Here is a 19,765-nt window from a genome sequence, read left to right on the forward strand (position 1 = left end):
CCCAAGGTTCCTGCAACCACACGGGCCAGATGAAGAGCCGGTTGCGATCCTGCTCCCCACAGTCCCAAACGACTGAGAAGGTGACGATCCGACAACCAGCTTCCGGGCGGGCGGCCACCCGCCCGGAAGCGTTAGTATCCTACATTTTTGTCATCCAAGAAGGTGCCGGCAGCCGGATGAGGGGCACGCGCCGACGTCTCCACGCTTGCTAGAGCTCGAGCGGTCGCAGGTCGCGCGTCGGCACCCGCGGGTCAACCGGCCACCATCTCCATGGTGTCACGCCATGCGAAGTGCGCTTCGAGATCAGCCACCGACCATCCTGACGCATATACCCGTCATTGTAATAAACGCCGCGTAAGCAGCGGCTGAACCCGGATTCGGGTATCCATGCTGTCGCTCCCCAGGAAACACTTTAGTCCTTCATCGGCTCGCCGAGCGTATGCATCAGGCGGTTCGCCCAGCCGAAGATCGCTGAGGAGAGGACGAGATCGAGAGCCTCCAGCTCGTCGAGCCCGACGTCTGCCAGCGCCTGCGCGTCGGCCGCGACCGCTTCGGGCGGCGTGGTCGACAGTCGGGCCGAAAAGTTGAAGATTTCCTGGAGGTGCTCGTCGAGCGTCGCCTCGAGACCATCGGCGAACACGGCTTCGATGACATCCGTGCGTTTTGTCAGATTGTTGAACCGGGATGCATGGACGGCGGCGCAGTAGACGCAGCGGTTGACGACGGAGGCGGCGACGGCACCCAGTTCGCGCTCGCTGGCCGCCAGTCCGTCCTTGCCGTACATGATCAGGTTGAACAGGGGTGAGCGGACCGCGAGCGTCTCGGGGTCGTGCGCCAGGGTCAGCACATAGGGCGAGATGCCCTTGTTCGACGGCGTCGTCTGCATCGCTGCATGCTGCTCGTCGGTGGCGGTCGCGAAATCGACCGGAACGACATAGGGCTGCCAGCGCGGCACTGTGGTGGTGAAGGTGTGGACGACCTCGCTCATCGCATCTCTCCCAGCAGCTTCAGGCCGGCAAGAACCCGCACCTGATAATTGACGAAAGCCGCAAGCTCCGCGAGCCGGACGATGTCGGCGTCGGTTACGCCGACCTGGCGCAATGCCTCCACATGGGCGCGCGTGGCATCGCGCGGCGCGACCGTGAGCCGGTCGGCATGGCGAACGATCTCGGCGGTGCGCGGATCCGACACGTTCGTGTCCGGCTCGGCGAGCAAGGCTGTCGTTGGTTCGTCGGCGCGGGCAACGAGCCCGTCGTAGTGGCTTGCGAGCGCCGGGCTGCGGTTGTGGCGCGCCATGCGGGCGGCAAGCGCCGCCCTCAGGCCGTGCGACAATCCGCCGGGATCGCGTGGCAGAAGTACTGCATCGTGGGCCGCTTCACTGAGGCGCAGGATCTCCGCACGTTTCCCCATGGCTTCCGCGAGCGCGGAATCCGGCCTCACAGAGGCAAGAGTTTCGATGAGTGTCAAAACAAGCTCCTCAATACGTCAGCGGACATAAGCTCTAGGTATGCCGGGCCTCTCATTATGTCAAACTGGAATGCTAAACAGTCTTTGATGTGAATTTTTTATCTACGGCCAGTCGTCAAATGAGAATTGTCATGCTTTACTGACATGAAGGAGAGTGTTTGATGTCCATTATGCATTCTAACTCTTTCGATATCCGGCAACTTGAAGCCTTCGCGGCGGTGATGTCCGCCGGCAGCGTGACCGGGGCGGCGCGACTGCTCGGCCGGTCGCAACCGGCGGTCACAAGGCTGATCCAGGATCTGGAAGCCGATATCGGTTATGCGCTGCTGCATCGAAGCGGCCCGCGCATCAGCCCGACCGCGCGCGGTCTGCTCTTTCACGCCGAAGTGGAGCGCCATCTTGCCAGCTTGGCCCACATCCGCGAACGGGCGAACGCCATCGGTCTCGATGAGCCGGCTTCGCTGACGATCGCAGCCACCCCGTCGCTTGCGGCCGGCGTTCTGCCGCAGGCGATCGCGGCCGTCGCGCCGGATCTGATACCGCGCCATCTCCATGTGCAGGCGCTGGCGGCCGAGAACGTCGTGCAGGCGGTGCTCGCCCGCTCGGCGGATTTCGGGATCTCAAGCCTGCCGCTGGAGCACCCCGGCCTCGAGGTGCACTGGATTGCCGAAGCGCCGTGTGTCGTTGCTCTTGCCGCCAGCGATCCGCTCGCCAATGATGACGTGGTGCGTCTCTCCGATCTCGCCGAGCGCCGCATCATCACGCTCGCCAATCCCTACCGCCTGCGGCATCGCATCGACGAGGCCCTGGAGCGGGCGGGTGTGGCGCCGCAACGGATGATCGACGTCAACGCCTCGCTGACGGCCCTTACAATGGTTCGGGCCGGACTGGGCGTCGCCATCGTCGAGCCGGCGACGGTCTGCGGCGTTCCGCTCGAGGGGATCGTGATGCGCGTCCTCGACCACACCATCCCCTTCCTGTTCGGCGCCATCTCGCCTGCCGCGATGCCGCTGACCCCGACGGTCGCCGCCGTGATCGATGCGGCGCGCGCCGTGGCGCTGGCGATGCCCGGTTGCCGGCTGCATGACGCAGGCGGCGTCGAAGCATTGGCCGACACCGTCTACGGCGGTAGCCCGATGACCGAGGACGTGCCGTCATGAGCGATCTCTCGACATTTCCGAACAATCTTGAAGCGCTCGAGGCACGCTTGCGCCAAGACCTTGCCTGGCTGGAGCTGCCGGCCAAGTCCTGGGTTCCGCCCCGCCTCGTCGACGGCCAAGCGGTCGTCGACGTCGTGATCATCGGTGCGGGCATGGCCGGGCTCGTGGCCTCCGCCATGCTGAAGCGGCTCGGCGTCGCCAACCACACCGTTCTCGACAAGGCGCCGGCCGGAAGCGAGGGTCCCTGGGTCACCTTCGCCAGGATGCGGACCCTTCGCTCCCCCAAGCAACTGACCGGGCCCGCAATGGGCCTGCCGGCCCTGACGTTTCGCGCCTACTACGAGGCGCGTCATGGCCGCGATGCGTGGATCGCGCTCGACAGGGCGCCGCGTGAGACATGGATGGACTATCTGGTCTGGTACCGGCGCGTGCTTGACCTGCCGGTGCGCAATGGGATCGCCGTCGATGCCATTCGTCCGCGCGCCGACGGCCTGCTCGACATAGTCTGCCGTCATGACGACCGGTCCGAAACCACGATCGCGCGCCATGTGGTGCTGGCAACGGGCCGCGACGGCCTCGGCGGTCCCTTCGTACCGTCGATCGCCCACGACATCGAGCGCAAGTTCTGGGCTCATACCGCCGACCCTATCGATTTCGCCGCATTGCGCGGCAAGCGGGTCGGCGTCGTCGGAGCCGGCGCCTCGGCGATGGACAACGCCGCCACCGCGCTCGAGGCAGGTGCTGCCCGGCTTGACCTGTTCGTGCGCAGGACCGACCTGCCACGGATCAACAAGTTCACCGGCATCGGCAGCCAGGGCGTGGTGCATGGCTTCGCCGGTCTGCCGGATGACTGGAAGTGGCGCTTTCTCGACTACGCCATGCGCTCGCAGACGCCGCCTCCGCGCCCGAGCGTCTTGCGTGTCAGCGCATTCCCGCAGGCCCATCTTCATCTCGGAAGCCCGATCGATCGATTGCAGCAGCAAGGCGACCATATCGTTGTGACGACGCCGAAAGGCAGCTATCCCGTCGATTTCCTGATCTTCGGCACCGGCTTCAGGGTCGACCTGAAGAACCGGCCGGAACTCGCCGCCGTCGCATCGCATATCCGCCTCTGGCGCGACCGCTTCCCGGTGCCCGCGGACATGCGAAACGACGAGCTTGAAACCTCGCCCGACCTCGGCGAGGCGTTCGAGTTCCTCGAGGCCGAGCCAGGCGCTTGCCCGGCGCTGGCCCGCATCCACTGCTTCAACTTCCCGGCCACGCTCAGCCACGGCAAGCTCACGGGCGACATTCCCGCAATCAGCGAAGGCGCAGACCGGCTTGCGCGCGGCATCGTCAGGGCGCTGTTCGTCGCCGACCGCGAGCGTCATTTCGCCGATCTCCAGGCCTTCGACACGCCCGAGCTGCTCGGAGACGAGTGGGCCGACGACGAGACCGCGACGTTTTCCGACCTATCTACCGAAAGGACACCGACCCGAAATGCTTGAGCTCAAAAACCTAAAGCTGTCCTACGGAAACACGCAGGTCCTGAACGGCGTCGATCTTTCGGTGAACCGCGGCGACGTGGTGTCGATCATCGGCCCCAGCGGCACCGGCAAGACGACGTTGCTGAAGTGCATCAACTATCTGGCCAAGCCGGCCTCCGGCACGATCGCCTTCGATCAGGTCAGCATGGACTACCGGAAACCGGACAACACAGCGGTCCAGGCGATCCGGCTGCGGACGGCGATGGTCTTCCAGCAGTTCAACGTCTTCAAGAACATGACCGTCATTCAGAACGTGATGGATCCGCTCGTGGTCGTGCAACGCAAGTCGAAGGACGAGGCGCGTTCGATCGCCTTGCAGGAGCTTGAGCGGGTCGGCCTTTCGAACAAGATCGACAGCTACCCGTCCCAGCTTTCCGGCGGCCAGCTGCAGCGGACCGGCATTGCGCGTGCGCTGGCCGTGAAGCCGGATGTCATGCTCTTCGACGAACCGACGTCGTCGCTCGACCCCGAACTGGTCGGCGAGGTTTTGAAGGTGATCAGGGACGTCACGTCATCTTGCATCACCTCGCTCCTCGTCACCCACGAGATGCAGTTCGCAAAGAATATCTCGAACCGCATCGTCTTCATGGATCGGGGCGTCGTCGCCGCTCAAGGCAGCCCTGCCGAGATCTTCGACACGCCCTCCAATCCGCGCCTTGCCCAGTTCCTGAATTCCGAACACTCCATCCAGTAAAGAAAGGATGCCTGACATGTCTTCCATCAAGTCGACTTCCCGCCGCACCTTCGGCCTCGCTGTCGCCGGCGTTGCCTTTGCCCTCGCAACCGCGGGCCTATCGCATGCCGAGGACGTGCGCACCATCAAGATCGCGACGGCTGCCGAATCCAAGCCGCTCTCCTGGGGTGCCATCGGCGTCGAGCCGCAGGGTTACGAGCCCGACGTCCTGAAGGCGATCAACGCCAAGCTGCCCCAGTACAAATTCGTCATGGAGGGTGCTGCCGACATCGCTCAGGAGACCGGCCTCGCCACCGGCAAGTACGACATCGCGACCGGCGGCTACTACCGGGCGCCCGCTCGCGAAAAGCAGTTCCTCCTTCCGGAGAGCCCGATCGGCGCCAGCCTGATCAAGATCTACAGCCGCAAGGACAGCGGCATCAACGAAATGAAGGATCTCGTCGGCAAGAAGATCGTGCCCGTGACGGCCGGCGGCGGCATCTACAAGTTCGCCACTGCCTGGCAGGAAAAGAACCCCGACTTTAAAATCGAGATCACCGCATCCAGCGCCGGCATTCCCTATCCGGACCGCCTGAAAGAGGTTGAGAACGGCAAATATGACGCGCTGGTTCTGCCGTCGAACCTCGGCGAGCAGACGGTCATCGACCAGCAGAAGCTCGAGGTCAAGGCGAGCGAGCCGGTCGCGATCAACAACACCTTCGTCCTGATCCATCGCTCCGAGGAGAACAAGGCGCTCTCCGCAGACATCGACAAGGCTCTGAAGGAGCTCAAGGCCGACGGCACGCTGGCAAAGCTCTCGCAGAAATGGTTCGGCGAGGACATCACCACCTACATGAAGTAACGCCCGGCAACGATCGGCGATCAGGCCAAGACTGAAACAAGGAGTGTTCCGAAGTGGACCTATCCATCATGATCCCTGAGCTGCTCAAGGCGCTGCCGCTGACGCTTGCGATCACGTTCACGGCCATGATCGCCGGCTTCCTGCTGGCCTTGATTGCGACGACGTTCCGGGTGCGCAGGATACCGGTTCTCAGCCAACTGGCTGACCTCTACGTCTCCTATGCCCGGAGCGTCCCCGTCGTGCTCCAACTGTTCGTCGCCTTCTACGGGCTGCCGCTGGTCGTCGCTCTGTTCGAGGTCGAGGACTTCGTGTCCCCGAACGTCGCGGCGATCGTCGGCCTCAGCCTCTACCATGGAGGCTATCTTTCCGAGGTTCTGCGGCCAGCCTACCTCGCCGTAGAACGCGGCCAGCACGACGCCGCCGACAGCCTCGGATACAGCTTCCTTCAGAAGATCCTTCGGGTCGTCGGACCCCAGGCGGTGCACATCGCCCTGCCAGGCTACGGCAACTCGATCATCTACCTCATCCACAACGTCGCACTGGTGATGTACATCGGCGCCGCGGATGTCATGGCGACCGCCCATCTCGTCATGGAGCGCGACTACAACCAGTACCAGTTCGAGACCTACCTTGTGCTGGCAGTGATCTATTCGCTGCTATGCCTTGTCGCATGGATCGTCGTGCGCTTTTTCGAAACGCGAAACGCAAAATTCGCGCCCAACACCGCACCGGCCAAGGCCACCATGATGGCAAGCGTCTGATCGAATAGGAGGTCATCACATGTTCGATTCCGAAGTCCTTCTTCCCGATCTCTGGGACATCCTCGGCGCGGTCCCGGTGACGCTCGCCATGGCGCTTGGAATCTTCGTCTTCTCGACGATCGTCGGCAGCCTTTTCGCGATGGTGGAATATCGGCGGGTCCCGCTGCTTCGGGAACTGGTCGTCGCCTACAAGGTCGTCTTCAAGGGCGTTCCGATGGTCATCGTGATCTTCCTCGCCTATTACGGCCTGCCGCCGACGCTGCAGTTCCTGACCTCGCTCGTCGGCATCGACTATAACGGTCACTCGACGCCGAACTGGATCACGCTCATCGTCGCCCTGACCGCCTGCGTCGCGGCGTTCCAGGCGGAAGTCGTCAAGGGCGCACTCAACTCTTTCGACAACGGTCAGGCAGATGCGGCCTATTCCCTGGGCTACAAGCGCAGCCAGTTGTTCCGCCGGGTAATGCTTCCTCAGGTGATCGTCGCGGCCATCCCGGATCTTGCCAACTCGATCATGGTAATCATGAAGGCGCTGTCGCTGGGATTTGCGATCGAGGTCGTCGACATCTTCGCGCAGTCGCAGCTGACCGCGGCGCTGAACTTCTACTACCTCGAAGCCTTCCTGATCGCGGTCGTCATCTACATGGTGATCGCCTATATCGTCACCTACGCCGCCGACCGGATGGAACGGGCTCTTAGGGTATGGGCCTAAGGGGCCGTTTGCCCAGGATCGGGATTTCCACAGTCGTTTTCGGCATGTAGCGGCTATCGCTTTTGATGTGCCGGCGGGGAGTTTGGTAGAAACGTGCCCCAAGCCTCCGTCATCCCAGGCCTTGAGCCTGGGATCCATGCCCCGCTGATGGAGGCGAGAGTGGATCCTCGGGTCAAGCCCGAGGAAGACGGAGGGTGGGGCGGCTTCTGGAGCAAGGACAGCGGAGCGCTGCATCGACGAGCATCCTCACAGATAAAGGGCGGCCGTTTGTCGCCCTTTTCAATTGTGTGAGCAATTGCCAAGCCTCCGCCTCAATCTCGCCGCATTCGTTATAACATAACCGTAATGTTATTACATTGTAGGATGCGCCATGCCCCCGAGCCCCGACCGCCCCTCCGTCAGCCTGCTGGGACAGTCGGCATTCTCTAGGGTGATCGGCATGGCGCTGGTCATTACCGTGCTTTGGCTGGCGATCCACTGGGCGGTTCTCTTGCCATGACGCCGCTGATCCGTCTCGAGAATTTGACCGTCGCCTATAACAGGCACCCCGCCGTCCATCATGTCTCCGGCGCCTTCGCCTCGGGCAGCCTGACGGCGATTGCCGGGCCGAACGGGGCGGGCAAGTCGACGCTGCTGAAGGCGATCATGGGCGAGCTTCGTCCCGCCGAAGGCAGGGTCGAGCACCGGTTGGGGCGGGCTGAATTCGGCTATCTCCCGCAGGCGGCCGAAATCGACCGGCGCTTTCCGATCTCGGTCATCGACACCATCATGCTCGGCGCCTGGAAGAAGACCGGCGCCTTCGGCCGCATCGCGCCCGCCGAGGTGAAGAGGGCAGGCGAGGCGCTCTCGGCCGTCGGGCTCGAAGGCTTCGGCCGACGCCATGTCGGCTCACTCTCGGCCGGCCAGTTCCAGCGCGTGCTCTTTGCCCGTCTGCTGCTGCAGGATGCCGGCATCATCCTGCTCGACGAGCCGTTTACGGCGATTGATGCCCGCACGACCAGGGACCTCGTCGATATCGTCACCCGCTGGCATGGCGAAGGCCGCACGGTGATCGCCGTGCTGCACGATTTCGAGCTGGTTCGCGCCCATTTCCCGCAAACCCTGCTGCTCGCCCGCGAACTGGTCGGCTGGGGTGCGACCGCAGACGTCATGTCCTCCGTCAATCTCCTCAAGGCCCGCGCCATGGCCGAGCGCTGGGATGAGGATGCGAATGCCTGTGCACCTGAAGAGGCGCCGGCGGCATGACGGCTTACGATCTGTTCCTCGCGCCCTTTGCCGATTACGGTTTCATGCGCCGCGCGCTCGTCGCCTGCCTCTGCCTTGGGCTCGGCTCCGGCCCGATCGGCGTCTTCCTGATGCTGCGGCGCATGAGCCTGATGGGTGATGCCATGAGCCATGCCGTGCTGCCGGGGGCCGCCATCGGCTACCTCGTCGCCGGCTCGCTGTCGCTGACGGCGATGGGCCTCGGCGGCCTCATCGCCGGCCTGTCGGTAGCGCTGCTGTCCGGCGCCGTCAGCCGGATGACCGTGCTGCAGGAGGATGCGAGCTTTGCCAGCTTCTATCTCGCATCGCTGGCGCTCGGCGTGCTGATCGTCTCGCTGCGCGGCTCGAATATCGATCTCCTGCATGTGCTCTTCGGCACCATCCTGGCGATCGATGCCTCTGCGCTTTATCTGATCGGCGCGATCACCTCGCTGACCCTCGTCATCCTCGCCTTCATCTACAGGCCGCTGGTGGCCGAATGTTTTGATCCGGGTTTTCTGCGGGCCGTCGGCGGGCGCGGGTCGGTCTATCACCTGCTCTTCCTGCTGCTGGTGGTGCTGAACCTCGTCGCCAGCTTCCAGGCGCTCGGCACGCTGATGGCGGTCGGCCTGATGATGCTGCCGGCGGCTGTCGCCCAGCTCTGGTCGCGCAGCCTGCCGGTGATGATGGCGATCGCTGCCGCCAGTGCCGCCGCCTCCGGTTATCTCGGCCTGATCGCCTCCTACCATCTCGAGCTCGCCTCCGGCCCGACGATCATCATGACGGCGGCGATCCTCTACGGCTTTTCTATTCTTTTCGCGCCTTCCGGCCTGGCCCGGCGCTTCTTCCCCCGCCCGCATTTGAAGGGCTGATCCCAAGGAGACTTCGATGACATCGCACAGACTGCTTCTCTCCGCAGCAATCCCCGCTTTGATGGCGCTGTCGGCCATGCCCGCCTCCGCCGAAACGCTGAAGGTTGTGGCCTCCTTCACCGTGCTTGCCGATGTCGTCAAGCAGGTCGGCGGCGAACACGTAGAGGTAACGAGCCTCGTCGTGCCGAACGGCGACCCCCATGAATTCGAGCCGTCGCCGGCCGATGCGAAGAATTTGAACGCAGCGCAGGTTACCTTCGTCAGCGGCGAGGGACTGGAAGGCTGGATGGACCGGCTGATCACCGCCTCGGGCTATAAGGGCAAGCCGGTCACCGTTTCCGAAGGCATCAACACCCGCACCATGGAAGAGGACGGCGCACAGATTACCGATCCGCATGTCTGGAACAGCCCCGTCAACGTCAAGGTCTGGGTCGCCAATATCGAAAAGGCGCTGTCATCGGCCGACCCTACTGACGCCGCCGCCTTCAAGGCCAATGCCGAGAAGTACACAAGGATGCTCGATGAACTGAACGCCTACGCCCACGCGAAATTCGACAAGGTGGCCGACGATCGCCGCAAGGTGCTGACCAGCCATGACGCCTTCGGTTATTTCGGCCGCGAATATAATGTCAGCTTCCTCGCCCCGCTTGGCCTGTCCACGGAAAGCGAGGCCTCGGCCGCCGATGTCGCCAAGCTGATCGAGCAGATCAAAGGCGAGCGCGTGAAGGCTTATTTCTTCGAGAATTCCAACGATCCGCGCCTGGTCAAGCAGGTCGCCAAGGCAACCGGTGCCGAGCCCGGCGGCGAGCTCTATGTCGAATCGCTCTCCGACGCCAAGGGGCCGGCGCCTACCTATGAGAAGATGTTCAAATACAATGTCGATCAGCTCGCCGCCGCCATGGCGAAATCGAGCTGAGGATTAAGGGCCGCAGGCCTATCCTGCGGCCCCTCACAAATTGAGGTCGAAGACCAGGATGCCGGCAAGGCCTCCATCCGTCGACGAGACGATGCGCTCGCCCACCGTCACATGCTCGGGGTGAATGAGATAGGCGTCGCGCGCCTCGGCGCTTTCGAAGGTCACGGCAAACCCGTCGACGAAGCCGCCATGCAAACCTTCGGGCGAAACATTCGGCCCGTATTTAATGTCCAATATGCCGGGAATGACCTGTTTCAGGGCGACGATCGCCGCAAACAGCGACTGCTTGTCTTCGCTCGTCATCGCGGTCTTCAACCGCAGGAATACGCAGTGCAGGATCATCAGTCGTCCTCCCTATCTTCTTTGGGCCTATTTTCTTTGGCCCGATTTTCTTTGGGTGGAGAATAGCGGCGAAAGCCGGGAGAGCAACGAGATTTATTTTCAGCAGACGTTGCGCCGCGAGCCGGCACCCCAACCAGATTACATTTGGTCGGTCGCGACCATCGGGCGCTTGTAGATCTTCTGGACGAGATCGCGAGACGAGGCGCGGGCCTGGTCTTTCTCAGCCGGCGTCATCGGCCGGCAAGTGTTCCTGAGATTGGAAGCGTCGAGCACTGTCGCAGCGCCCGAATTGGCAATGACGAGATGCCAGCTACAGGACCCGACCTTGTCGATCGCGACGGCACCATGGCAACCGGTGGACAGGCAGAAGGCGACCGTCTCCTGCGCGCCGTGGTCGCCTTTATAGGCCAGCTCGACGGCTTTCTTAATATCCTGGACCCATCGCTCGCATTGCGCCTGTTTTGCCCCCGGCTCGCAGCTCTTGGTGACGGGAGTGATGTCGCCGGCCTGAAGCGGCGAGACGCAAAAAACACCCATCGACAGGGCGAGCAGAAATTTGAGCATGGGATTTTCCTTGTGCAAGCAATGAGTGGCGCACATCGCAGGCCGTTGGTCAATGGCCACTCACAAAAGGGAAGGGTGAACGTCGCGATCTGGTCGCTCTGGAACTATGTGATCGGCGCGACCATCACCCGGGTGAACTTCGACCTCTCGAACGACGACAGGGCGGCCGCGCAGCAGCGCCTGACAGGTCTGAGCGAGCACTACCCGACGATCGAACGCTCTCGTCTGCTGCTGGATAATGATTGGGACGGCGCCTTCAGGAAGGGCCTCGACTTCCTGCTCGATGGCCTCGCTCCGCGCCAGTGATCATTGGTCATTTCCTGGACGAGACGGTGCCGGATTCTGCGCGCGTGCCGCGGGTGAGCGCGCGCTGCCGCGACACGGCTCCGGGCTATTTCCGCAGGATTTTCTCCATCGCTTTCCCCTTGGCGAGTTCGTCGATCAATTTGTCCAGATAGCGGATTTCCCGCATCGTCGTTTCTTGGATCTCTTCCACGCGGACACCGCAGATCACGCCCGTAATCAACGATCGGGAGGGATTCATCTGTGGCGCTTGCGCAAAGAAATCCTCGAAGTTGGTCTTCTCAGCCAACTGATCGTCCAGGCTCTGCCGGCTATGCCCCGTCAGCCAACAGATGATGTCATCGACCTCTGTCTTCGTGCGTCCCTTCTTCTCTGCCTTGGCAACATAATGGGGATAGACGCTCGCGACGCTGATGGAATAGATGTGATGCTTCGTCATGCCTGCTCCTCAACATTCCAGATATTTTCCGGCTTGAGATAGCTAACTTCAAGTCCTTACGAAAGCCGTCGGTCGGCTTCCGGGCTCCGATTTTCGAAAGCAGATCTTGAGCCTGGCGGGCACGTGATCTGACGCGAAGTGGACGTTCGGTCGCCCTCGGCCGAACGCACGCGCCGGCGACCCCCTTCGTAAGTCCGAAATCCTTGGTTTCTGTCCCATCATTTCAGCTATAAGGTGGGAGACATCGCCCAAAGGGGATTCGGCCAATGCCCCCAGAGAAGAAGGACCGTTCACCTGTTGCGCTGGAACAGCGCGACATAAGCGCCGACCAGCGCATGTTCTCACCTTCCGTTGCGCGAAATTCGGCGCCGATCGTCGCGGTCCTAAAACGTGTCCTTCCAACACGTGGCGCCGTGCTGGAGATTGGATGCGGGACCGGCGAGCACGCCGTGTGTTTTGCGGGAGCAATGCCCAACCTCACCTGGCAGCCGAGCGATCCGGATGCCGACGCCCGCACCAGCACGTCTAGCTGGATCAAATTCGCAGGGCTGAAGAATGTGCTGGCACCGCGGGATATTGATGTGTGCTCAGGACAATGGGGCGTCGAACAAACGGGGCATTATGACGCCATCGTGTCGATCAATATGATCCATATCGCGCCTTGGGCGGCAAGCTTAGGATTGTTCGCAGGAGCTGGCCGTTTGCTTCACGCTGGTGGGCTTCTTCTTCTCTACGGCCCATTCATGCGCGACGGGGCACACAACGCCCCCTCGAACGCTGCTTTCGACGCGGCTCTAAAGGAGCGCAACCCATCCTGGGGGGTGCGTGATATCGCTGATCTCGAACAAGTGGGTGAGGCCGCTGGACTTAATCTCCGCGAGACGATCGAGATGCCTACCAACAATACGTTGCTGGTCTTCTCCAGCGGCAGTGCCTGAACGACAAGCGGGCGCGAAAGAGACGTGGGACCCATAGCAGCATTCGGGTCCTTTGCTGACGTTCGAGGTCGATCCGAGGAACGTGCGGCATGTGCTAGAGCGGTTCAGCTTTTAACGGAAGCGCAGAACCGCTCTATCCTTTTGTTTTTACGCAATTCCGGACGGAAAACCGCTTCGCACTTTTCCTGGAATTGCTCTAGAATGCGGCCCGAAGGCGGAACGCGACAGACGCACTGCGAGGGGCGGTGTGATCGTACCGGAATTCGCGCGACCGAGAGCCGACGTTGTGCTCTTGAAAGGGGAGACGAGGACGATGCCGACACCACAGCAACCCAGTCTGATCGTTCGACAGAAATCCCCACCGAACATCGAGTCTCCGTTTGCGTCGCTCTCCGACTGGCTGATCCCAACCGAGCTGTTCTTCGTGCGAAACCATTTCCCGTCGCCGGACCTCGATGCGCGAGACTGGAGATTGCGCGTTGGCGGGGCGGTGGAGCGGCCGATCGAACTTGACCTCGACAGCATCAAGGCGATGCGGAGCACGACTTTCACCGCCGTCGTCGAGTGTGCAGGCAACGGGCGCGTCTACTATGAGCCGCCGAAGGAGGGGTTGCAGTGGCAGAACGGAGCCGTCGGCAATGCCGCGTGGACAGGTGTTCTTCTGCGCGAGATTTTGGAAATGGCGGGCGTTAAGCGAACCGCATGTGAGGTTCTGCTCGCGGGCGCCGACAGCGGCGTCGTCGACATGAACAAGAAAACGGCTTCTCCCGGCCCCATCGCTTTTGCGCGCAGTTTACCGCTTGAGAAGGCCATCGCTGACAGCACGATCCTTGCCTATTCGATGAACGAGGAGCCGTTGACGCGCGATCACGGCTACCCGCTACGCGCGGTCGTGGGCGGCTGGTTCGGCATGGCCTGGGTCAAGTGGATCACTGATATCACGGTTGTGGAGCAACCCTTCCTTGGCTACTGGCAGGCGCGCGACTATTTCCGTTGGGAGAGCAGCCTCGGGGAACCCAGGCTGGTCCCCCTCGCGGAGATGGAGGTCAAAGCGCAGATCGCGCGTCCCGTACAGGGGGCGCATCTCATCGCCGGCCAACCGTACCGGATTTTCGGAGCCGCCTGGAGCGGAGAGGCTGCTATCCGGCAGGTGCAGGTCTGCACCGGAGATGGCAGGGGCTGGCGCGAGGGAAGGCTCCTCGAAACAGAACGCCCCTTTGCATGGCGCTTGTGGGAGTACATGTGGACCCCTGAAGAAGTGGGGCGATATATACTGCGATGTCGCGCGATCGATGGGGCGGGGTGCGTGCAGCCCGAGCTCCAGCGTTCCGACTGCGAGAGCTACGCGGCCAATTGGATCGTGCCGGTGGAGGTTACGGTCGTTCCCGAGCCACAGACGTACGACGGGGAATTCGTAATCTAATCACCCGCATGGGGCGGAATGGCGGCTTTTGGCGCAACCGCGACCCGCGTTGTCACTGCGTCATGTCCGCTTTGCAGCAGCAGCGAAGGGTGGCTCGATGACCATTATGAGGGCGCCTTGCCGCCCGGCAGCATTGGCTCGGTCGGTGGTGCCTCTGACCGCATTTCTGCTAAAGTTCGGAAGCAAATCGCCTGCGATGTCACCCACTGCCGAAGTGTGAAGGGCGCAACGGGCTGATGGGCCTCTCGCTCATCAGGTCTCTTGTCTTGAAGGAGGAGCGCTAGGATGAGCACCGACCTGGATACCGTGCGGTCCTATGATACGGTTGCGGCGGAGTACGCTGCGGAGGCCGCGGCGATGCCCGAATGGGTCGCAACAGAGATCGATGCGTTCGTGACCGAGCTAGGCGGCTCGGGCAGGGTGCTGGAGATCGGAAGCGGTGGCGGGCGAGATGCACTTGAGCTTGAGAAGCGGGGAATGAGCGTCCGGCGCACCGACATTGCAAAGGGTTTCGTCGAACTGCTTCGCGAAAGTGGCTTCGAAGCCGACCTGTTGGACCCGCTGACCGATGACTTGGCCGACCCGCAGCGTCCCGGCACGCCGTACGACGGGATCTGGGCCTGTGCCTGCCTGATTCATGTCGCGCGCGAGGATTTCGGCACGGTGCTTGGACGGCTTGCCGAGGCGACCCGGACCGGTGGCCGATTGCACGCCTCGGTAAGAGAGGGCGACGGCGAGGATGTGTCCTCGCACGGCAGTGCTGCAGCGCCGCGGCGCTACGTCGAGACGTATTGGCGCGAGTCTGCCCTGCGGTCCGCACTCACAGACGCCGGCTGGATCGTCAGCGAGGTACGTCGGTGCGTCGGAAAGCCCCATGATCGGTGGCTGAGCGTTCGGGCAAGTCGGGCGTGACGCACACAGAACTCGTGGGAATGGCCGGTCGTGGCGCGACTATGAACGCCAGGTGGTCACCGCAATGTCGGCTTCCGGGCGAAGGCAAAGATCCCCTCTGTGGCCGACAAGGGGGCGCAAAGCAGTGGCCGTCGCGGGCTGACGTCGGCCTTTTGTTGCTACCGAGGAAATCGACGAGACTGGGCGTTCCGCTCAGGCCCGTTTCGTCAGCGGAAAGCGGACGCTTCGGTCCTCGGCGCCAAGGTCTTGAGCAGCTATCGTCACAAAATCCCATACCGTTTTGAGTAGGATGTCTCTTAACCTGCACTTCAAACTTTGCGTTGAACCTTATTTTCTCGCCAGGCTGAACGAGAAGTGGCTGCCTCGGTGATAATCAATCGCGTAGATCACCGGTATGCCGGCAGCATTGAAGCAGGTTTCGGTGATCAGGAGAGCCGGGCCGAAGTCCCTTAGATCGTTGCGCTCGACAACGTCGTTCGGCAGCACGACGGCGGATACGCTCGCTGCCGACATTCGTGGCTTGTTCTTGTGCTCCTCGAGCAGCGCGAGCAGCGAACCGCTCCAGTCGATGTCGTAGAGACGGGCGGAAATGAGGCTGCGCGGCACGTAATCGACGCAGTACATGATCGGCTCATCGCGCTGGAGCCGCAGGCGTTCGATGCGGATCACGCGATCCGAGACCCGCATCTGCAATTGCCTTGCGACGAGCTCATCCGGCGCTTCTTCGGCAATGGACAGCACTTTGTTGACTATCTCATAGCCATAGTGCCGGACCATGTCGGTCACGCTCTCGAACACCGTAATCGGCCTATCGACTTGCACCGCGGACATCGGCGAAACGAAGCGGCCGCGGCCATGTTCGGCATAAATCAGGTTGTCTTGTTCGAGGAGTTTGAGAGCCTCGCGGACGACGGGGCGGGAAATCCTGAAGCGCTGGGTAAGTTCGGCCTCGGTTGGCAGCTTGTCACCGGGCTTCAGGCTCGCGTCGCGGATGAGATCCAGGATCCTGTCGCGCAGCTTGATCACAAGGGTCTGTTTGTCACGCAAGGGCTCGTCCAAGACCGCAATCCTCTCTACCGTCCTGAATGTGCTTGTCTGACATTGGCAGCGTGGTCAACAAATTTCTGGTGTCCCGACAGCGTCGCATTAACCAAGGGTATTGCTAAAGCCAGTGCAAATTCACAGTCGAGTTATTGACACATCCAAATCAAGATGTCAGTTGTCTTACAACATTGTCGGTGTTAGTCGCTGACACTATCGCGAACGGAGGCTTGCATGCTGAATTTTGACGAACAGAGGTTTCTCCGCATCCAGTCCGGCGCGGTGGCCCTGCGCGAACGGTTGGACCGGGTGATCGCCGATTGCCTGGCCGCCGGTGCCGAAAACATCCATTTCCTCGGAACGGGCGGCGCTGCGATCCTGATGCAGCCGGCAGCCCAATTGCTGCTACGCCAGTCGCGGTTTCCGGTCTTTTTCGACATGCCGGCCGAGCTGGTCCTGACCGGATCGGCAAACCTGAATGGCAAATCGATCGTCGTCATACCCTCGCTGTCGGGCACGACGAGGGAAAGCGTGGCACTCCTCGCCAAGGCGAAGGAAGCCGGCGCTATGGTGATCACTCTGGTCGGCCATGAGGAAACGCCGATCGGCAAAGGTGGCGATCATGTCTTCGTGAACTTCGCCGAGGACGATACGTCCTGCGAATCCTTCTATCTGCAATCGCTGTTCATCGCGCTTTCGATCATGCGCCATCGCGGGGAGATCGAGAACTACAATCAGATCGCGGGTGAATTCGACAGGTTGCCGGCGCTACTGCTCGAAGTGAAGCGCGCTTATGAGCCGAAGGCCGAGGCTTTTGCGAGGGTGCTTGCCGGAGCCGAATATCACATCATCACCGGTGCCGGGAATGTCTGGCCGCAAGCCTTCTATTACGGCATGTGCATTCTCGAGGAGATGCAGTGGATCCGTACTCGGCCGGTGCATGCATCCGATTTCTTCCACGGCACGCTGGAACTGGTCGAGGAGGGCGTTTCCGTCATCCTGTTCAAGGGCGAAGATGCCTTGCGTCCACTGGCCGACCGGGTGGAGAATTTCGCACCTGAATATACCGACCGGTTGACCGTGCTCGATACGGCCGAATTTGCGCTGCCCGGCATTTCACCCGAGGTCCGCGGGCTGGTCTCGCCAGCGTTGCTCGCCACGGTGCTCGAACGCATCAGCGCGCATCTCGAAGTCATGCGAAATCATCCGCTGACCACGCGACGCTATTATAAGCGGGTCAACTATTGATGCGAGTTTGACAGCGCGCCGCGAATGCTCCTAGAGGCAGGCGCGGCATTGTCGGGGATGACCTGTATGAAGAGACTTCGCATTGCAGCGGTTGGCGACAATTGCATCGACAAGTTCCTGTCGCCGTCGATCGGCGAGGCACTTGTTGGCGGCAATGCGGTAAATGTCGCAGTACATCTCGCCAAGCTTGGCCATGAGGCGTTCTATCTCGGAGCCGTCGGCCCTGATCTCGATGGCCGGCGGACGCGAACTGCCCTGATCGAGAATGGCGTTGCTGTGGCGCATATGCAGGAACGGCTAGGCAAGACTGCCCATACGGACATCGAGGTCCTGCCGTCGGGCGAGCGCGTGTTTCTGTTTGAGGATTTCGGCGTCTGCGCTGGCTACCGGCCATCGGAAGAAGATATCGCCGCGCTGAAGACCATGGACCACGTCCATATCGGTTGGCTGGATGATGGCGGTGCGCTGAGACACACGCTCGCTGCAGCCGGTGTCAGTGTCTCGCAGGATGTCTCCGTCAACGCCGACCCGGCCAATCTCGGCATTGAGGGCCTGACGATCGCCTTTGGCTCGGCGGGCGAGGACGACGACACGGCGGTCGAAGCGATGATCGACCGCTTTCTTTCCGCCGGTGTTCGGGTCGCAGTGGTTACACGGGGCGCGAAGGGGTCGGTGGCGGCGACGCTTGAAGAGCGGGCAGAGACGGGCATCATGCAGGTCGAGGTCGTAGACACCACCGGCGCCGGCGATAGCTTCAGCGCGGGATTTCTGTCCGTGCATGTTGGCGGTGGATCGTTGCAGGACGCGGTCGAGGCGGGACGAGACCGGGCAGCGCTCACCTGCAGCCATGTCGGCGGCTTTCCACAGAAGCCGACGGCGCTGTGATACCTATTGGAGTACCAGCCAGCCGAACAGAATGATGATCAGCGCGCCAGCGATCGTGTAGGGATCGACCGGTGCCGCAAAAGGAGGCAGCCCCAGATGATCTGCCTGTACTGAAACGGCGCCACGACCGATGCCTCGCCGGCACGGAAGGCCCGCACCAGTAGCACGTGGCCGGCAAGACCCAAAAAGCCGGCGATAACAACAATGCCCGTATGGTTGAAATCCATGGCCGAGAGGCCGGTGCTGCTGAGCGCTGTCACGAGGCTCAAGGGGGTCATGACCACCAGCAGGGTCGCAATCAGTGCTTTATCGCTTTCCGCAGCCTTGGCGCGTCGCAACAATAGCAGCGAATGTGCGAAGACGACCGTCGAGACGAAGGCGGCGACGTGGCCGATATTGAATTCGGCGGTGCCGGGTCGCAGCGCCACCGGCAAGGCAAGAACGGCGATACCGGCGGCACGCCTATTGGAGTGTCCTGATGAAGGAGGTCTCAGCGGACATTGAAACGGCCGAACCGCTCTTCGATGCGGGATTGGGTATATTCCAGCCCGATGGAAAGCAGCCAATAGATCATGGAAGCGGTGATCAGCATTTCAATATGGCGGAATTCGGTCTGTCCTTGGGTGCGGGCGAGATACATGATCTCCCATACGCCAACGACCGACACGAGCGAGGAATCCTTCAGCATGGCAATAAACTGGTTGCCGGTCGGCGGGATGATGATGCGCATGGCTTGTGGCAGAATCACCAGGGCCATGGTCTGGCCGGGCTTGAGACCGAGCGCGGTCGCCGCTTCCGACTGGCCCCTGTCGATGCTTTCGATGCCGGCGCGGAAAATCTCGGTCATATAGGCGCCATAGCAGAGCGACAGGGCAAGGATGCCCGCCGGTATCGCGCCGATGACATAGCCGACCTGCGGCAGGCCGAGATAAATGATGTAGATCTGCATGAGCAGCGGCAGGCCGCGAAAGAGCGAAGTGTAAAAGGTCGCAAGCCCATAGATCACGCCGTTGCGCGAGAGCTTGGCAATAGCGCCGGCCAGCGCGATTACCGTGGCGACCGCGATCGAGATCGCCGAAATGAACAGCGTCGTTGTGACGCCCTGGGTGATGAGGAAGCCGATTTTCTTGGCGATGAAGGCGAAGGAAAGATTGAACGAATAGAAGAAGAGCATTAGCAGGACGAAGAGTTCGACCCACACGCCGATGATCTGCCAGCGGCGCGGTAGGAGCCGCAGCAGCGTCCAATTGGCTGCGAGAATCAAGGCGATCAGCAACGAGGACACAAGGCGGCTGACGAGCGGATTATCGGTCACCCATGGCGCGCTCGACGGCAGCATATACCCGAGCCAATGCGAACTGACGCCAAGCTGGAACAGGCCGAGCGTAATCACCAGGATAATCAGCGCCACGCCGAGGCGCCGCATGGCATCAGGATAGGTGAGAATGAGTCGAGCCAGCATGCGCTGCGTCCCTTCGT

23 protein-coding genes and 1 pseudogene are annotated in these 19,765 nt (G+C 61.9%); 16 read left to right on the forward strand and 8 right to left on the reverse strand.

From position 1 onward, the window contains the following. Positions 1-412 precede the first annotated feature (412 nt). Both HFO99_RS31640 and HFO99_RS31645 read right to left on the reverse strand, forming a co-directional pair. Positions 413-988: a peroxidase-related enzyme gene (locus HFO99_RS31640; RefSeq protein ID WP_011650770.1), complete on the reverse strand. Its 576-nt coding sequence runs from the start codon at positions 986-988 to the stop codon at positions 413-415. Beyond that, on the reverse strand, positions 985-1,467 hold the full coding sequence (locus tag HFO99_RS31645; RefSeq protein ID WP_222346727.1) for a CMD domain-containing protein: 483 nt from the start codon (positions 1,465-1,467) through the stop codon (positions 985-987). The genes HFO99_RS31640 and HFO99_RS31645 overlap by 4 nt, the downstream gene beginning before the upstream one ends. 161 nt (positions 1,468-1,628) lie before the next feature. Between HFO99_RS31645 and HFO99_RS31650 the strand changes: the two genes are divergently transcribed. From HFO99_RS31650 to HFO99_RS31690, 10 genes are all read left to right on the forward strand, one after another. After that, positions 1,629-2,627 (forward strand): LysR family transcriptional regulator, encoded by a 999-nt coding sequence (locus HFO99_RS31650; RefSeq protein ID WP_221953217.1) that lies wholly within the window; start codon positions 1,629-1,631, stop codon positions 2,625-2,627. Next, positions 2,624-4,114 carry an NAD(P)-binding domain-containing protein gene (locus tag HFO99_RS31655; protein ID WP_222365607.1) on the forward strand — a complete coding sequence of 497 codons (1,491 nt, stop codon included), beginning with the start codon at positions 2,624-2,626 and terminating at the stop codon, positions 4,112-4,114. Before HFO99_RS31650 ends, HFO99_RS31655 begins: the two co-directional genes overlap by 4 nt. Continuing rightward, entirely contained in the window at positions 4,107-4,847 is a 741-nt protein-coding gene (locus tag HFO99_RS31660) for an amino acid ABC transporter ATP-binding protein (RefSeq protein ID WP_222365608.1), read from the forward strand. The genes HFO99_RS31655 and HFO99_RS31660 overlap by 8 nt, the downstream gene beginning before the upstream one ends. Before the next feature lie 16 nt (positions 4,848-4,863). Next, entirely contained in the window at positions 4,864-5,688 is an 825-nt protein-coding gene (locus tag HFO99_RS31665) for an amino acid ABC transporter substrate-binding protein (RefSeq protein ID WP_166471362.1), read from the forward strand. 53 nt (positions 5,689-5,741) lie between these two features. Beyond that, a complete protein-coding gene (locus tag HFO99_RS31670; protein ID WP_222365609.1) occupies positions 5,742-6,449 on the forward strand; it encodes an amino acid ABC transporter permease in 708 nt (235 codons plus the stop codon). 19 nt (positions 6,450-6,468) lie between these two features. Then, positions 6,469-7,161: an amino acid ABC transporter permease gene (locus HFO99_RS31675; RefSeq protein WP_011650777.1), complete on the forward strand. Its 693-nt coding sequence runs from the start codon at positions 6,469-6,471 to the stop codon at positions 7,159-7,161. A 370-nt stretch (positions 7,162-7,531) separates the two neighbouring features. Further along, positions 7,532-7,660 carry a hypothetical protein gene (locus HFO99_RS33725; RefSeq protein ID WP_012756348.1) on the forward strand — a complete coding sequence of 43 codons (129 nt, stop codon included), beginning with the start codon at positions 7,532-7,534 and terminating at the stop codon, positions 7,658-7,660. Next, positions 7,657-8,406, forward strand: coding sequence for a metal ABC transporter ATP-binding protein (locus HFO99_RS31680; RefSeq protein ID WP_222365610.1), 750 nt, complete (start codon positions 7,657-7,659; stop codon positions 8,404-8,406). Before HFO99_RS33725 ends, HFO99_RS31680 begins: the two co-directional genes overlap by 4 nt. Further along, the gene (locus HFO99_RS31685) at positions 8,403-9,275 is read left to right on the forward strand and encodes a metal ABC transporter permease (RefSeq protein ID WP_222365611.1); all 873 of its coding nucleotides are present in this window, start codon (positions 8,403-8,405) and stop codon (positions 9,273-9,275) included. Before HFO99_RS31680 ends, HFO99_RS31685 begins: the two co-directional genes overlap by 4 nt. Before the next feature lie 16 nt (positions 9,276-9,291). Next, the gene (locus HFO99_RS31690; RefSeq protein WP_222365612.1) at positions 9,292-10,191 is read left to right on the forward strand and encodes a metal ABC transporter solute-binding protein, Zn/Mn family; all 900 of its coding nucleotides are present in this window, start codon (positions 9,292-9,294) and stop codon (positions 10,189-10,191) included. A 33-nt stretch (positions 10,192-10,224) separates the two neighbouring features. On the opposite strand, the gene HFO99_RS31695 is transcribed toward HFO99_RS31690, so the two are convergent. Further along, positions 10,225-10,533 carry a Dabb family protein gene (locus HFO99_RS31695; RefSeq protein WP_017963135.1) on the reverse strand — a complete coding sequence of 103 codons (309 nt, stop codon included), beginning with the start codon at positions 10,531-10,533 and terminating at the stop codon, positions 10,225-10,227. 138 nt (positions 10,534-10,671) lie between these two features. Then, entirely contained in the window at positions 10,672-11,097 is a 426-nt protein-coding gene (locus HFO99_RS31700) for a hypothetical protein (protein ID WP_222333204.1), read from the reverse strand. A 75-nt stretch (positions 11,098-11,172) separates the two neighbouring features. On the opposite strand from HFO99_RS31700, the pseudogene HFO99_RS31705 reads away from it, so the two are divergent. Then, positions 11,173-11,403 (forward strand): annotated as a pseudogene (locus HFO99_RS31705) (TetR family transcriptional regulator); the annotation flags it as partial. Between the two features lie 85 nt (positions 11,404-11,488). Here the strand turns inward: HFO99_RS31705 and HFO99_RS31710 are convergent. Beyond that, on the reverse strand, positions 11,489-11,839 hold the full coding sequence (locus tag HFO99_RS31710) for a DUF2200 domain-containing protein (protein ID WP_222365613.1): 351 nt from the start codon (positions 11,837-11,839) through the stop codon (positions 11,489-11,491). 266 nt (positions 11,840-12,105) lie between these two features. Between HFO99_RS31710 and HFO99_RS31715 the strand changes: the two genes are divergently transcribed. The 3 genes from HFO99_RS31715 (at position 12,106) to HFO99_RS31725 (ending at position 15,112) form a co-directional block, all read left to right on the forward strand. Continuing rightward, entirely contained in the window at positions 12,106-12,777 is a 672-nt protein-coding gene (locus HFO99_RS31715; protein WP_222298922.1) for a DUF938 domain-containing protein, read from the forward strand. A 313-nt stretch (positions 12,778-13,090) separates the two neighbouring features. Further along, positions 13,091-14,200 (forward strand): sulfite oxidase, encoded by a 1,110-nt coding sequence (locus HFO99_RS31720; protein WP_261323426.1) that lies wholly within the window; start codon positions 13,091-13,093, stop codon positions 14,198-14,200. A gap of 285 nt (positions 14,201-14,485) precedes the next feature. After that, positions 14,486-15,112 (forward strand): class I SAM-dependent methyltransferase, encoded by a 627-nt coding sequence (locus HFO99_RS31725; protein ID WP_222365615.1) that lies wholly within the window; start codon positions 14,486-14,488, stop codon positions 15,110-15,112. Positions 15,113-15,439: 327 nt separating this feature from the next. Here the strand turns inward: HFO99_RS31725 and HFO99_RS31730 are convergent, their stop codons facing one another. Then, a complete protein-coding gene (locus tag HFO99_RS31730; protein WP_017963143.1) occupies positions 15,440-16,171 on the reverse strand; it encodes a GntR family transcriptional regulator in 732 nt (243 codons plus the stop codon). Between the two features lie 216 nt (positions 16,172-16,387). On the opposite strand from HFO99_RS31730, the gene HFO99_RS31735 reads away from it, so the two are divergent. After that, on the forward strand, positions 16,388-17,401 hold the full coding sequence (locus HFO99_RS31735) for an SIS domain-containing protein (protein ID WP_222365616.1): 1,014 nt from the start codon (positions 16,388-16,390) through the stop codon (positions 17,399-17,401). A 66-nt stretch (positions 17,402-17,467) separates the two neighbouring features. Beyond that, a complete protein-coding gene (locus HFO99_RS31740) occupies positions 17,468-18,286 on the forward strand; it encodes a PfkB family carbohydrate kinase (RefSeq protein WP_222365617.1) in 819 nt (272 codons plus the stop codon). Positions 18,287-18,324: 38 nt separating this feature from the next. Here the strand turns inward: HFO99_RS31740 and HFO99_RS31745 are convergent, their stop codons facing one another. Together HFO99_RS31745 and HFO99_RS31750 are read right to left on the reverse strand one after the other, a co-directional pair. Then, positions 18,325-18,720, reverse strand: a complete 396-nt coding sequence (locus HFO99_RS31745; RefSeq protein ID WP_222365618.1) for a hypothetical protein — start codon at positions 18,718-18,720, stop codon at positions 18,325-18,327. Positions 18,721-18,776: 56 nt separating this feature from the next. Further along, positions 18,777-19,748 (reverse strand): amino acid ABC transporter permease, encoded by a 972-nt coding sequence (locus HFO99_RS31750; RefSeq protein WP_170258449.1) that lies wholly within the window; start codon positions 19,746-19,748, stop codon positions 18,777-18,779. Positions 19,749-19,765 lie beyond the last annotated feature (17 nt).

The organism is Rhizobium leguminosarum, from assembly GCF_019798305.1.
Classification (GTDB): domain Bacteria; phylum Pseudomonadota; class Alphaproteobacteria; order Rhizobiales; family Rhizobiaceae; genus Rhizobium; species Rhizobium leguminosarum_U.